This window comes from Vibrio sp. 2-Bac 85 (assembly GCF_037546705.1).
Classification (GTDB): Bacteria; Pseudomonadota; Gammaproteobacteria; order Enterobacterales; family Psychromonadaceae; genus Psychromonas.
On sequence record NZ_JALAAB010000010.1, the window covers coordinates 16,392 to 31,783 of the forward strand.

General features: G+C 36.8%; 11 protein-coding genes. All 11 read right to left on the bottom strand.

Translation table 11 applies throughout. From position 1 onward, the window contains the following. Positions 1 to 5: 5 nt before the first annotated feature. The 11 genes from MT390_RS11640 to MT390_RS11690 all read right to left on the bottom strand — a co-directional run bounded on the left by MT390_RS11640 (position 6) and on the right by MT390_RS11690 (position 15,391). Positions 6 to 965 carry an ABC transporter permease gene (locus MT390_RS11640; protein WP_499441284.1) on the bottom strand — a complete coding sequence of 320 codons (960 nt, stop codon included), beginning with the start codon at positions 963 to 965 and terminating at the stop codon, positions 6 to 8. Beyond that, positions 965 to 1,954, bottom strand: coding sequence for an ABC transporter permease (locus MT390_RS11645; RefSeq protein WP_499441285.1), 990 nt, complete (start codon positions 1,952 to 1,954; stop codon positions 965 to 967). The genes MT390_RS11640 and MT390_RS11645 overlap by 1 nt, the downstream gene beginning before the upstream one ends. Further along, positions 1,947 to 3,440: a sugar ABC transporter ATP-binding protein gene (locus MT390_RS11650; protein WP_499441286.1), complete on the bottom strand. Its 1,494-nt coding sequence runs from the start codon at positions 3,438 to 3,440 to the stop codon at positions 1,947 to 1,949. Before MT390_RS11650 ends, MT390_RS11645 begins: the two co-directional genes overlap by 8 nt. Positions 3,441 to 3,506: 66 nt before the next feature. Then, the gene (locus MT390_RS11655) at positions 3,507 to 4,481 is read right to left on the bottom strand and encodes an autoinducer 2 ABC transporter substrate-binding protein (protein WP_499441288.1); all 975 of its coding nucleotides are present in this window, start codon (positions 4,479 to 4,481) and stop codon (positions 3,507 to 3,509) included. A gap of 1,768 nt (positions 4,482 to 6,249) precedes the next feature. Next, entirely contained in the window at positions 6,250 to 8,064 is a 1,815-nt protein-coding gene (locus tag MT390_RS11660) for an ABC transporter transmembrane domain-containing protein (RefSeq protein WP_166372814.1), read from the bottom strand. 192 nt (positions 8,065 to 8,256) lie between these two features. After that, complete coding sequence (locus MT390_RS11665; RefSeq protein ID WP_499441290.1) at positions 8,257 to 9,702, bottom strand: FAD-dependent oxidoreductase; 1,446 nt, start codon at positions 9,700 to 9,702, stop codon at positions 8,257 to 8,259. Positions 9,703 to 9,789: 87 nt separating this feature from the next. Then, positions 9,790 to 10,494, bottom strand: coding sequence for a phosphoglycolate phosphatase (locus tag MT390_RS11670; RefSeq protein WP_499441292.1), 705 nt, complete (start codon positions 10,492 to 10,494; stop codon positions 9,790 to 9,792). A gap of 267 nt (positions 10,495 to 10,761) precedes the next feature. Continuing rightward, a complete protein-coding gene (locus tag MT390_RS11675) occupies positions 10,762 to 11,436 on the bottom strand; it encodes a DUF2987 domain-containing protein (RefSeq protein WP_499441293.1) in 675 nt (224 codons plus the stop codon). A gap of 25 nt (positions 11,437 to 11,461) precedes the next feature. Continuing rightward, positions 11,462 to 12,268, bottom strand: a complete 807-nt coding sequence (locus MT390_RS11680; RefSeq protein ID WP_166372810.1) for a DUF2189 domain-containing protein — start codon at positions 12,266 to 12,268, stop codon at positions 11,462 to 11,464. A 1,858-nt stretch (positions 12,269 to 14,126) separates the two neighbouring features. Next, positions 14,127 to 14,831 (bottom strand): Sir2 family NAD+-dependent deacetylase, encoded by a 705-nt coding sequence (gene cobB, locus MT390_RS11685; protein WP_499441294.1) that lies wholly within the window; start codon positions 14,829 to 14,831, stop codon positions 14,127 to 14,129. Positions 14,832 to 15,085: 254 nt separating this feature from the next. Then, positions 15,086 to 15,391, bottom strand: coding sequence for an integration host factor subunit alpha (locus MT390_RS11690; protein ID WP_028870016.1), 306 nt, complete (start codon positions 15,389 to 15,391; stop codon positions 15,086 to 15,088). Position 15,392 lies beyond the last annotated feature (1 nt).

Here is a 15,392-nt window from a genome sequence, read left to right on the forward strand (position 1 = left end):
CTCCATTAGGCCTTTTGTCTTTTAAGAGCGATGAACAAAATAATAATCCCTCCCCAAAGCGCCATTGTTAAATAACTACTTATACCCAATAAATTCATTCCACTTTCTAATACCTGTAAAACAATCAGCGCCAGGCCAATTCCGATAACTCGCCCAAACCCTCCATCAGGGTTAATACCTCCAAGTACTGAGGCTAAAATCGCAGTTAAAAGATAAGACTCACCGTAACCCGCTTTTGCTGAGTTAAATTTAGCCATCATGATTAATGCTGCGACCCAGCATAAAATAGAAGAAATAGCGTAAACATACATGAGTGATTTTTTTGTATTAACACCCGAATAAAAGGTAGCCTCTTCATTTGAACCGAGTAAAAAAATGGTTTGTCCGAGTACAGTATGCTCAAGTACTAACCACAATATAAAACCAATCACCAACAGTAATAAAAGGGGAATAGGGATGCCGATCACAGCTCCACTTGCCAGCACGAGTAAGCCATCAGGAAAACCCGAAATAACACTACCTCCTGAAAGCAAAATATTGAAGCCATTAATGAGCGTCATACTCCCAAGTGTTGCTAAAATAGGAGAGACGCCAATGTAGGCAATTAATATACCGTTAAATAAACCAATGATAAGCGCTGCAACGAATCCCGCGACAAGAGCCAGTAATAATACTGTGCTACTTTCAGGGGCAAGTACAATAATATTTGCCATCACTAAAGCACTTGCATTTGTTGTTGCGATGATAGAGAGGTTGATCCCCCCTGTTAACATGCAAATCGCCATCGCGAATGCAAATACACCTAATAACGGTATTTGTGAAGCTATAGATTGTAAGTTTGATAGTGAATAAAAAACCTCGCCATTTGCAACTAACATGAATGCTAATGAGCCAAAGAGTAATACAAGTAAATAACGAGCACTAGCATCTTTAGGCAACCTTAATGTATCGAGTAGTTGATTCATTACGCCTCCCTCAATTTTTGTTTTTTATTATTTAATGCGGTCATACTGATGCTGAAGACAATAATCGCTCCAGTTAAAACAGTGTGCCAGTATGATGGGATACTTAATAAGGTTAAACCGTTCTTCAAAACTGCTAACAAGGCGACACCCAATATAACTCCGAATAATGACCCCTTTCCGCCAGTCATACTGACTCCACCAAGGACGACTGCAGCAAGTACAGTTAACTCAAAACCCATTAATGAGTTTGGTGCAACCGATTGAGAAATTTGCATTTGAACAATAGAAGCAATACCTGCTAACGCGCCCATATAGCCATAAACTAATAGGTTAATTGTAAAAAGATTAATACCGATACGACTAGCAGCATCAGCATTACCGCCTACGGCATAAATCTGTCGCCCTAAACGGACTTTAGTCATGAAAATTGAAGTTGTAACGATAACAACTAGGAAGGTAATAATAGGTAACGACAAACTATAATCGTATCCATCAGTACCAATAAAAGGAAATAGATGCACACCGTTCATGAACCAATCAGGAAAACCATACAGCCATTCCCCATTACTAAAATACATTAATAAACCAAAATATAGATTTAATGTTGAAATAGTAATAATGATTGAAGGTACCTTTAACTTATAAACAAATACAGCATTGATTAACCCCAACACTACGCCAACAGCAGCAGCGATCAAAAAGGCGATGAAAAAGTTGCCACCTAAACTTAAGATATAAGTTGCAGAAACATATTGCGCAATAGCAGCCGTAGCGGGGAAAGAAATATCAATACCGCCCGCGATTAAAACAACAAATAACCCACAAGCCATAATACCTAGTACAGCAGTACTTTCTGACATGTCAAAAATATTGCCCAAGGTAAGAAACCCTTCAGTTGTCACTGTCAGGCCAATAAATAAGATGACAATAATTGCAGCCAAATTGAACTCATGACTTTTTATAATTTTATTCCATAAAAGATTACGCATTTACAGCCTCCATTATTTCAATTTCTGAAGATGACTCAGGATAAAACTCATGGGTGATCTCTCCTGATTTCATCACTAAGACTCGATGGCTGTTATAAAAAACTTCAGGTATCTCATCACTGACCATAATGATAGCAATACCCGTTTTCGCAAGATCTTGAATAATTTTATAAATACTTTCTTTGTTGGCAATATCAACACCGACTGTCGGTGAGTCTAGGATCAAAATTTCAGGCTCTGCAGCAATCCACTTAGCAATTGATATACGTTGAGCATTTCCCCCCGATAAACTCGTCATCGGTAGCGTTGAATCAGATACTTTAATCGATAATGATGAAATAAGTCTTTCAACTATTTTACCTGCTTTAATATAATCAAAGAGACCACTCTTCTTTTTAAGTTTGGGTAAAATAGAGACCGTAGTATTACTTTGAATGCTTTGCTCCATTATGAGCCCTGTTGACATTCTGTCTTCAGATACATAACCAATACCATTTTTAATCGCATCTCGATTAGATTGAAGTGAAACACTTTTATCATTCACTCGAATTTCCCCACTATCTATTGAGACCATACCAAATAATGCTAAGCATAATTCTGTCCGACCAGAGCCTAACAACCCTGTAAGTGAAACAATTTCCCCTGCATGTACTTTTAAATTGATATTGTTAAATTGGCCTTTTTTATTCAAATTAACCGCTTCAAATTTAATGACCCCGCCTGCACTATACTTTCCTATTGGCATATGATTGAAGCGTTGCCCTGTCATTAAAAAACCAAGTTCATTGCTGTCAACATCTTGAGCTGGATAAGTACCAATTGTTTTACCGTCACGGATCACTGTAATGCGGTCTGATATTTCCATGACTTCATCAAGTTTATGGCTGACAAAAACGACAGTAATACCTTTACTTTTAAGGTCTTTAACAACTTTAATTAAGTTATTTACTTCTGTGCGTGTTAATGAGGCCGTCGGTTCATCCATGATCACTAATTTTGCATCAGAAGCCATCGCTCGACATATTGCAACCAGTTGACACTCTGCAATAGATAGCTTCTCTACTAACTTTGTTAACGGTAATGAAACACCCACTTTATGCATGGCCTTTAATGCAATGGTGTCCATATTTTTTTTACTCACGAGACCTTTAGTCCATGCTAGGTGATTTTGAATTGCAATATTTTCAGCAACAGATAAGTTTGGAAAAAGAGATAAATCTTGATAAATAACTTGAATCCCATTCTCTATTGAAAGTTGAGGGTTTAATTTTGTATATGATTTGCCGTTAAGAATGATTTCAGATCCAGGCTCTGGATTGTGCACACCAGAAATAATTTTAAATAAAGTACTTTTCCCACAGCCATTTTTGCCCGCAAGACAATGCACTTCACCCTTATTGAAAGTTAAATTGATATTCTTCAATGCCTTTACTTGGCCAAAAAATTTAGACGTATTTTTTAAGCTAATAAATTCATCACTTAGCATTACTGTATCCTATTATTAAAGGTTTAAATAAAGAGCACCGTAAGATGCTCTGTTATATTTTTAGCTTTAGAAGCCTAATTTATCTGCATTGTCTTTATCTACGACTAGGATTTTATTAAAATTAATCACACGATTTTCCATGTCAATTTTTGCTGCACCCAACTTATCTAGCGTGACGCCATCAGCAACTTTTTTTCCATCTAGGATCATCTTAGCCACTTCCACTAACGCATAACCAGCATCTGCAGGATTCCATAAGAAACCTTTGTCTATTTCACCTCTTTTAAAATATGGAGATGCTTGTTTCGGCATTGTGACACCCACAATCGTCATTTTGTTTTTAGCGCGTTTCTTTTTAACAGCTTCTCCTCCACCAATTGGACCTAATGAGCCAAAAGAGACAATCCCGGTCATATCAGGATGTGCTTTCATTAAATTATTTGTTGCTGCGTAAGAGTCTTCTATGCTGTCTGACACTGGCATACGTGATGAAACTTCGTACATATCTGGGTATTCAGATTTTTGGTAAGCAAGTGCGACATCAGCCCAATTGTTATGTAAAGGGACCGTTAGCGAGCCCACATACATGATATAACCACCTTTTTTGCCCATACCTTCAGCTAAGGCATCCATCGTTGTTTTGGCATAAGAGGTATTATCAATCGTTTCAATATCCCAATCTGCATTATGACCACTTGGTGCTTCGTGTGTTAAAACAACAATCCCTTTTTCTCTGGCTTTTTTAAAAACGGGTTCAAGTACTTTTACATCATTTGGAACGACTGTGATTGCATCAACACCTTTAGCAATAAGATCCTCGATTATCTTAACCTGCTGAGCGGGATCAACCGAAGATCCACCTAACTGATAAGCATTAACTGATAAATCCTTAGCAGCTTGCTCTACTCCTTTATTCATATGATTAAACCAAGGGATCCCAGTAATTTTAACTACATTAACAATTTCATAGTCTTTCGCTTGAATACCCGATGTTGCAAATACAAGGCTTAATGCAGCAATTTTAATAAATTTACTTTTCATTGTTAGTCATCCTTTTTTATATAAGTGAACGCTTTATTTAATTACGAGAATGATTTTAATCTCTTTAATCAAATTAAATTTACTTAGTAGATGAGTAATGGGATCTACGACCAACAATGTTAAAAAAATGTATAAATAAAACCCAATTAAATAACAATTCATTAACATTTATTTAACAAAATAAATAAATGGTGCATATAAACGACAATACAAAATATAAAACTCAATCCCCCCTACTTCTGTTAACATAAAAACACACACCATTTAACATTTAATTAACATTAAAAGGGGTAAAACGAGGCATAGAAATAAATTGAATAAAATCGGGGAAAAATAAATATACAAATGCGATGAATATCACATGGATAATGGATTATATAATCTTCAAAAATTTAAAAAGCTGTGAAGAAAGGTAAAAGTGGTGACACCAGATGTTCTCTACATCAATTAGTGGAGCCAAAGCCAGTGCGAATTTATATAGTTTAGTGATGGCTTGCCGAGCAAATGATATTAATCCTTACTACTATTTCCAGTGACTATTTGCAGCGTTATGAGCCAATAACACTAAAACAAGCGTGGTTAATACAATTAAGGGAGCGATTAGGTATAAATAGAACCTGTATTGCATTAGCAAATAAAACAGTTAGAACGGCTTGGGCTATTTTGAGATATGAAACTAAATACCAACAAAAATTATTAGTAACATAATAAAAAATTAAAACACGTTAATTCAGAAAAATAGCTTTACCCAATTTTACAACAATGATGAAGCATAAACGGTAAGACCAACCTATTAAAACCTGCCTAGCTCGGGAGTCATAATAGACTGTCAAAGCGATGAGGATAATAGGTGCGTAAACATCTTAGGCTAGAGGGTAGCTCTCTCAATAAAAAGCCGTAAATACGAACGCATCTTATCTGTTTATGAAACTTAATCGTTGTAAAACAGGTGGAATCCATATACGAGCTAGAAATGGATATCATGGGTCATAATTTAAAAGTCCACTATGAGCCTAAAGCAGACATTAATAAATTGGCGATTTGGCTCGTTTCGGGGGACAACACGCCTTATAAATTTTTATATAAAGTATTTAATATACTTTTACTGAGCACATGTTTTTGGTTCTGGCATAGACTTAGGTCGAAAGGCCGCACAGCCACAATAACTTTCTCTTCATTTCTTGGCTCATATAACTTCTACATCGTATAAAAAGAAGTATATGATCACATCAGGAAATGATCTTCAACGTGCTCCTTTTCCTAGTGCAGATCAATAGAGTTAACTCTCAAAAAATGCCTTCAAATAGATAAGTCTAAAACTTCAAATTTAAAGTACGGCTTCGTAATCTTGCCCTTCCCTTAGGGACGAAAGCGACTTACTAATAATGTCCGCTTTGCCGGAACAGCTGACGTTACAAATTTTAAAATAGCAGATAAATCCTAGGGCAGTTTGTGCCCCTTTGCGAGTTAGAAACGACAGAACAGCGACCAATATGCTTCTGATACAATGAACAGACCTAATATACAATACAAAATATAATCGCCGATTATTCGCTTTTGAATGTAATAACCCTGCACTATGTGTTCGGCTAATAGCTGAATTATTAAAAAAGCCGAGGTTTTATGAACAAAAAAAAAGCGTTGCAACACTATTGTGGCTGGTTAGATGGAATGGGGTTAACCCCAGATAATAAATAGAGAATGGAAAAGTAAGAACCACAATTTTATTGTTAACTCTCTTCCTCATTTAAAGCTTTCACCAATCCCATTATTTATTCAAGTTACTTTTATCAAACTGCAAGTCACATAACCTCTTATATAAAGTCGAACTGGTTAATAGTGAGTGATGATCGCCCGTGTCAACAATTCTGCCTTTATCCATCACCACAATTAAGTCTGCATCGATCACGGTAGATAAGCGATGCGCAATAATCAGTGTAGTTCTATTGGCCATTAGCTCATTCAGTGCCGCTTGCACATGGCTTTCACTCTGTGCATCTAACGCGCTGGTGGCTTCATCTAATAATAAAACATTAGGGTCTTTTAAAATCGCTCTTGCTAAGGCAATACGTTGTTTTTGTCCGCCTGATAACCGCACGCCCTGCTCACCTAAGAAACTTGCGTAACCCTGTGGTAGCTCATTAATAAATTCATCAGCATGAACGCGTTTTGCGGCTTCGATGACTTGCGCATCCGTTGCTTGTGGATTGCCGTAACGTATATTATGCCAAACGTCAGAACTAAATAAGATCGGCTGTTGCGGTACCATTCCCATCGCATCACGTAAGTCGGTTAATGCCAGTTGAGTAATATCCGTATCATTAAACTTTATTTGACCATGTTGCGGGTCATAAAATCGTTGTAACAATTCAAACAGTGTTGTTTTCCCCGCGCCAGAAGGCCCTACTAACGCGACTGTTTTTCCTGTTGGGATCACTAAATTAATATCATGTAGCGCGGCAATATCTGGTCGAGAAGGATAAGAAAAATTGACCTGTTCAAAAGTAATCGCTGATGATGATTGTGCTTTCATCACACTAGTTCGGTTAGGTTGTTTTATATCACTTTCTACTTTTAATAAGTCGAGTAAGCGCGTTGCTGAACCCGCGGCACGTTGAAGTTCACCATAAACCTCTGCGATGGTGGCCACCGACGTCGCAACTATAATGGCGTAAAAAACAAAGGCGCCTAATTCACCGCCTGTCATTTTACCTGAAAGTACATCCATGCCACCAATCCACAACATACTGCTGATAGCCGCGAAGGTTAAAAAGATCACAATGGCAATTAAAAACGAACGCTGTTTCACTCTACGTTTTGCGACCACAAAGGCTTTTTCAACTTCATTACCAAAAGCGACTTGCTCTCTGGCTTCATGCGTATAACTCTGCACCACTTTAATGTTTTGAATGATCTCGCCAGCATAGGTACCAATATCTGCAATTGCCCCCTGTGACGTTTCAGCTAAGGCTCTCACTTTTCGACCGTAAACGAGCATCGGTATTAAAATAAAAGGCACGGCGACAATAACCACTAAAGACAATTTTAAGTTGGTGACAAATAACATGATCAATCCGCCAATCAACAGAAATAAACTGCGTAACGACATGGAAAATGAAGAACCGATAATGGATTGTAATAACGCAGTGTCAGTGGTTAAGCGTGACATTAGTTCGCCACTTCTATTTTCTTCAAAGTAACTGGGATGTAAAGTGACAATGCGATTGAAAACCGCCTTTCTAATATCGGCACTCACCCGTTCACCTAACCATGACATTAAATAAAAGCGACTGAACGTCCCTACCGCTAATAAACCAACCAGAAAAACCAAGCCTAAAATAGTTGCTTGTAACTGTTGCTCTGAGCCTGCAATAAACCCATTGTCTATAACAGATTTCACTGCTTGCCCTAAAGACAAATTAATAATGGCCGTCACTAATAAAGCAAGCAGTGCCAATGAAAGCATTAACTTATAAGGTTTTATAAAGGAAAATATAGGTAATAAGCTATTGAAGGCTTTAAGCTTTTCTTTTGGATTAGACTTGTTCTGTAAATGGGTCTCTTCGGTTGAAGTATTATTCACAATATACTCAATATGTTAGGAGGTGATATTTGTATCACTCATTAAGAATCAGGCGTTAATAATGATGCTGATAGAAAAGTAATTCAAGAACATAAATGTAAAAACAAAAAATCCCATGACTAGTTGAGTCATAGGATTTTTTGTTTGCTTTTGGTTATTTGCTTTGAGTTATGTCATTTAAGGTTTAATTTATTATGACTGTTTGACTGTCCTATGAGCTAAAGCCAGCGGATACCCTCGCTGCTGTGTGTAACACTCTGAACGCTCCGTTACTTGTTGATCAGTAATAGAGCGTGTCACAGGAAACAAACGTGACCCCACTAAGCCTTTATCAACAAAACCCAATTCTGCCAATTTTTCAGTTAACGCATCGGCACTCGTTAATACAGATGACGCTTTGACTATTTCACAACGTGCATAATTATCATCTTCAAAAGATACACCAGCGGCACGCAGGGAAGCATCCTCACCTGGTATTTGTTGTGCTCCAAATAGCGGCTTACCTTCTACACTCGCGTCTTTAAAAACAGGAATATATCGAGCCAAGTGTGCAATTGCGCGTTGCCCGCGTTCTGCAACCTCTTGGGCTAACCAACCTTTATCTATTTTACGAATAAACTGCGCATCTAACTGAGGCTGAGAGCTATTGTCAGCACTAGCAACAAGTCCATTATCAAATAATGTAATTTGTTCTGTCATGCCATGTAACTGTACTAAATTTTCAGCATAAGGCGTAAATTGTGCCATGCCCTCGGGCGTTCCACGTTGACCATGAAAAACAACTTCAGGCCATAAACCTCCGGTACCCTGCCACTTGGTGACATAGGCAGCTTTAAACTCGACTAAACGTTGACGATGAAAACCAGCTAAATCATCAATTTCACCGGTTTTAAAGCCCGCTGCATTAATTAAATAATCAAACTTCTGTTGGCTATTATGACCACTTTCATCACAACTTAACTGCCATTTTTTATCAACAGTTTGTTCGATTTTTGTGATTTTAGCATTTAGATGCACCTGACAATGGGCATTCTTTTCTAAAGAGAGCGCAGCTGTGGCGCCTAAGCGAAATACATTCCAACCAAATTCTTGAACTAAAACAACAGGAAATTTTAATAAAGACAGATCAACATGCTTAGCAAATGGAATCATCCATTGCTCTGTCGTGCTAGGTACTGGATGCTCATCTAGTAACGCTAACTGTTGTAATTCTTCCAACTCAAACAGTTGATAATAGTCGCTCGCTTTGCCAAGCACTTGATTATCAGCATCTTCATCAATTAGCTCTTGGTATTCACTTTGTAATCGCTTTAGACGAGGTAAAAGTTCCATCGGTTGCCCAGGATCTTGTTCAGGGATCGCAATCACTGTTGGGCGATAATCAACTGAATCAGGATATAAGCGCAGTGCTTCTATAGACTCTTTTAATAACGTTACACATTGTTCTTCTGAAATTTCCCTATATAAATTACCACCAGCATGAAGGTGACAAATAGGAGGTCCATTTACTAAACTCGTCCCTTTTTCAAATAAATCAACTTGTAAGCCTATTTCACTTAAATAAAGTGCAATTGAAGCTCCAGCAATACCGCCACCGATAATGGCAATTTTTTTATCTGACATTTCGTTCTTAGTCATTTTAAAACCGTTTATATTTACGTTTAATTCATGCCATATGTAAAAATAATATGGCTAGATTTTATCAAAAATTAACTGAAGCTTTATTTACTCTGTTAATTCATATTGATTAACATCTGAGAAAGTAGCAATGATGTCCGCAAAGTCATCAAAACTGATATCTGGATTGTGCTCGTTGATATCTTCGCCATAGTTATAACCATAATTTAAACCAATGCTCTGCATGTTCGCTGCATTGGCAGCTAAAATATCATTTTTAGAATCACCAACCATCACACACTGGTCAACGGTAACACCTAACTTTTCGCAGCTGTAATGCAAAGGAAGCGGATCAGGTTTACGTTTTTCTAAAGTATCGCCGCCAATTAAAAGCTCAAATAAACCATTTAATTCTAAACCATCAAGGATTGGTTGAATAAAATCAAAGGGTTTATTAGTTACAATTGCAAGCTGATAGCCCTTAGCTTTTAATATTTTTAATGTTGAACGTACATGTGGATAAGTGACAGTATCTATACATAAGTTCTGAGCATAAAACTCAAGAAAAATCGCCAAAGCTTTTGCCAGCAATTCAGGATCAAGGTCAGGGTCAATGTGTGATTGCCCAGAAAGGCCTCTTTGCACTAGAATACTTGCACCATTACCTACCCAAGAACGAATAATAGTTGGTGAAATAGGTTCGCGACCAATACTTGTTAACATATGATTGATAGCTAATGCGAGATCCGGTGCGCTGTCAATTAACGTACCATCTAAATCAAAAAGAATTGCTTTTTTACCTGTAAATTTCAAGAGTCACTCCTAAGTGCTGCTATTTTTATTTATTATTTTATTTGGTTTTGCAGTGTGTTTGAACGATATTAGTTTGTTATTAATTACGCGATTCAAGCTTATCGTTTAAACATAACCATCAGTTAATTAAACTGTATAAAGGTCAATATGAAGGGCAATAAGCAGGCCAATTAAATTCAGCCACCTCAATTAACCCATCAAGAATTACCCCATCAAGGACTAACCAATCAACAATCAACCCGCCACAATAACGATAAGCTAATAAAGTCAGTCGTTTAACATCCACGGGGTTATACGCACCACAGAAAGGTTAAGTTCATTTATTTCTTTAATTTTTACAAAATCATCTTTGCTAAGTAATAGATCACCATTAGCAGCAAATTTAACATCGCTACTTTCAACATCGCTACTTAGTGAAGTATTCATGGATGCGGGAATTGGATCTAAAAACTGAAGGCGTAAACCAGCAAACGTAGGTAAAAAATGCTTCCCTATCATGCCTGCATTTTTCTTTATCACCCCTTCTAACTGTTCATCAATAGCAGCGAGTTTTTGTTCGTTTAAATTAAATAATTCACTCTCTTTTGCCATCACTGTTATTTGTAAGTCACAACTAGATAATGTTTTATTATCATCAATATCAACTTCTAACATCCCACCGTCTTTGCGATGTTTATCAGAGTAGAAAGGCAATAAACGTCCTGCTGATTCAAACAAAATAGGCTCTCGAACATTCTCAACTACCATCTCTGCATTAGCAATCTTACATAGCGCTTTACTCTCTCTATCGATTAAATAAAAGGCGGTAGTGACATAGGGGTAATCAAGTTTATACATCGTTTTCATGTAGCTAAAAAACACTGAATAATTAAGCTTAATGGTTGAAGCTTGACTCAATGAAGTCAAGCTAGACAATAAAATGGCGAGTACTAAACGTCGCATTATACCTTCCTTCTTTGTATTGGAGTTAAGCTTCAAAGCCGCCGTTTTTAGGTCCAGAATGATGATTATCATCATCATTCTTATTGTTGTCGTTTGAACCTTCAGTTGCTTCTGTTACTGAGATGCTAACACCGCATACTTGACGATAAACAATCCCCATCACGTTGATAGAAAAAGGAATAACGAATAATAAACCAATGCCTGATGTCAAAATGCCAATCATAAAAAGAACACAAAATATAATTAATAGTTGGGTAAATTGAGCAATGTTTTTATGAACCAACTTAAATGAGAGTTTTAAAGCCATCACTGGTGATACTTTTTTCTCGGCAATCAAAGGATAAACCAAGCAGAAAGACATTTTTAAATACAGCAACACAATAACAGATAACACAAAACCAACACTGCCAAAGACTTGCCCTAAGAACATACTAGCGCCATTGGTCATCAAATTGATGATCATCGCGGCTAACGATAATTTAAAGATGATATTAAAATAATTAAACAAGTGAAAAGATTTGGTTTTTAATCCCACAGAATGGTGAACTCCCATCATCAGCATACCGGTCATCAAAGGAGGCACGACAATTAATGCAAAAATAAAGAAAAGTATCATGGTTTTAGGATCATCAAGTGACGTTGCTTGATCAAGAAATACGCTAAGTAAAGCAAATGAAACCAACATGATAAATAGACAAGCGGTTAATAGAGGAAAGAAATGTTTACGCGTAATTTTAAGGGCATCCAGCAACAACTTTTTCAGATCAAATCGATACCCTTCGGTCAGTGATTTTTTAATATCACCACCTAATACAAAATATTTTGAATTCATAACACACTAACTTCCCTAAATTGAATAACAGCTGCTTAACAGCGGATCATTGTAGGGAGTTCTGTTAGCTTTTCAAGTACATTCAAAGCTAAACAAGATTAATTAAAACTCATTGCTTAACAAGTTTTTAAACACGCCTTCTTTACTATGCTTGGTGCTTAATGAGTTTTGATTTTAAAAAGTACTTAACGACAAAATCAAGACACGACACAGAGCTTACGAAGGAAAAAACTGAGCTATTTTATTATCATTTTTTAAGGTTTTTTTGTTTCAGTTCGAGCCTTCGTTGTTACCTTCGTAGCTAACTCGCTTTTGATTTTAAAACAATTAACCACGAAGCCGCTGCGCTGCACAGAGAACACGAAGAAAAGATTAAAAAAGGGATTTAAAAGTACGGATCTACGTAAAAGTTAAATTTTTACTTATTAACAAGTTATAGGTTTCATGGTTTGATTCATCCTTCTTAACTCTTCGTGCCTTCGTGGTTAATTGCTTTTGAATTTAAAGCAATTAGCCACGAAGCGGCTCCGCTGCACAGAGAACACAAAGAAAAGATTAAAAATGAGGGTCAAGCTAAAAAATAAATTTTAATCACTTATTATTGGGTAAGGGATTCATCGTTTGATTCATCCTTCTGCACTCTTCGTGCCTTAGTGGTTAACTCGCTTTTGATTTTAAAGCAATTAACCACGAAGCCGCTGCGCTGCACAGAGAGCACGAAGAAAAGATTAAAAATGAGGATCAAGCTAAAAAGTAAATTTTAATCACTTATTAACGGGTTAAAGGATTATGGTTTGATTCATCCTTCTGCACTCTTCGTGGTTAATCAGCCTTTGATTTTAAAGCAATTAACCTCGAAACCGTTCCGCTGCACAGAGAACACGAAGAAAAGATTAAAAACGAGGATCAAGCTAAAAAGTAAATTTTAATCATTTATTAAAGGGATAAGGGGTAAAGGGTTTATGGTTTGATTCCATCTTCTCCAACCTTCGTGCCTTCGTGGTTAACTCGCTTTTGTTTTTAAAGCAATTAACCACGAAGCCGCTGCGCTGCACAGAGAACACGAAGAAAGGCTTCAAAAAGGGATTTAAAAGTGCGGATCTACGTAAAAGTTAAATTTTTACTTATTAACAAGTTATAGGTTTCATGGTTTGATTTATCCTTCTTAACTCTTCGTGCCTTCGTGGTTAACTCGCTTTTGATTTTAAAGCAATTAACCACGAAGCCGCTGCGCTGCACAGAGAGCACGAAGAAAAGATTAAAAATGAAGATCAAGCTAAAAAGTAAATTTTAATCACTTATTAACGGGTTAAAGGATTATGGTTTGATTCATCTTTCTGCACTCTTCGTGGTTAATCAGCCTTTGATTTTAAAGCAATTAACCTCGAAACCGTTCCGCTGCGAAGAAAGGCTTCAAAAAGGGATTTAAAGGTGCGGATCTACGTAAAAGTTAAATTTTTACTTATTAACAAGTTATAGGTTTCATGGTTTGATTTATCCTTCTTAACTCTTCGTGCCTTCGTGGTTAATCAGCTTTTGATTTTAAAGCAATTAACCACGAAGCCGCTGCGCTGCACAGAGAGCACGAAGAAAAGATCAAAAATGAGGATCAAGCTAAAAAATAAACTTTAATTACTTATTATAGGGTAAGGGAATCATCGTTTGATTCATCCTTCTCCACCCTTCGTGTCTTCGTGGTTAATTGCTTTTGAATTTGCACTTAAAAAACCAGATGGAACAATACAAACATTAACCTTTGATTGCTTATTAACGAGTTAAGAATGTTGACTCGCCCTTATCCACCCTTCAAAGCTTCAGGTTATTTAGCTTTTGGTCACTATAAAACCAGTGATTAATTTTATGCTAATAGGTTTTTAACCAATTCAGGCACTAATTGAGTCGCCTTACCTTCTAGTATGGTATCGAAATGGCTATGCTCATTACGCTCTAGGTTAACCTCAATAGAATCAGCTCCTGCACTTTTAGCTTCTTCAACAAATCCCGCTGCTGGATAAACAGTGCCGGAAGTACCAATCGCTATAAATAAATCAGCTTGCGCAAGATGATGATAAATAATATCTAGGCCTATGGGCATTTCGCCGAACCAAACAATATGAGGCCTTAAAGGTAACGGGTATTGACAACAGGTACAAAAATCATCACTGGTTAAATCCGTTTTCCAAGGAATGACTTGATTGGTTTTAGCACAACGTACTTTTAATAATTCACCATGCATATGAATAACGCTCTTTGAGCCTGCTTGTTCATGCAAATCATCTATATTTTGAGTGACAAGTAGAAACTCTCCTTCAAATTTTTGTTCCAATTCCGCTAACGCATAATGTGCAGCATTAGGTTTATTTTCTCCTAAACAAAAACTATGGCGTCGTTTATTATAAAAATCTAATACCAATTCAGGATCGCGTTGATAACCATCCAAAGTCGCGACATCTTCAAGTTTATATTTTTCCCACAAACCATCCTTTGCACGAAACGTTTCAATACCTGACTCAGCAGAAATGCCTGCTCCTGTTAACACTACTATTTTTTTATATTTACTCACTACTTTAAACCCCAATCAAAAACATAACCCCAACAGCATAAAGCTGAGCTCTATTTATTAATGCCTTATTCACGAAAACCCCAATGCAATCTTAATATTGACAATATGACTTTTGATAAACGAAATTAAAGTATCAAAAAAGTCATTGTTAATTGTAATGTTATATCAGAAAAAGTTTGTGGTTCAGTTCATATTCCAACCGAATTTGAGGCAAAAAAAAAGCCGCTAAGCGACTTTCTTTAAAAGGGAATAAATTATTTTTTAGGCTTATCTGAAAGACTCGTTTCTACTAACTCTTTCAATTTCTGACCCGCTTTAAAAGTAACAACTCGTCGGGCCTCTATAGGTATGTCCTCACCAGTTTTAGGATTACGACCTGGCCGTTCTCCTTTATCCTTTAGCTCAAATCCACCAAAGCCTGATATTTTAACTGGTGAACCAGCTTCAAGAGTTGATTTTATTTCTTCGAAAAAAGATTCTACAAACTCTTTAGCTTCTCGTTTGCTTAATCCGATTTCTTCCGATAAATGTGCCGCTATCTCAGCTTTTGTCAGTGCCATA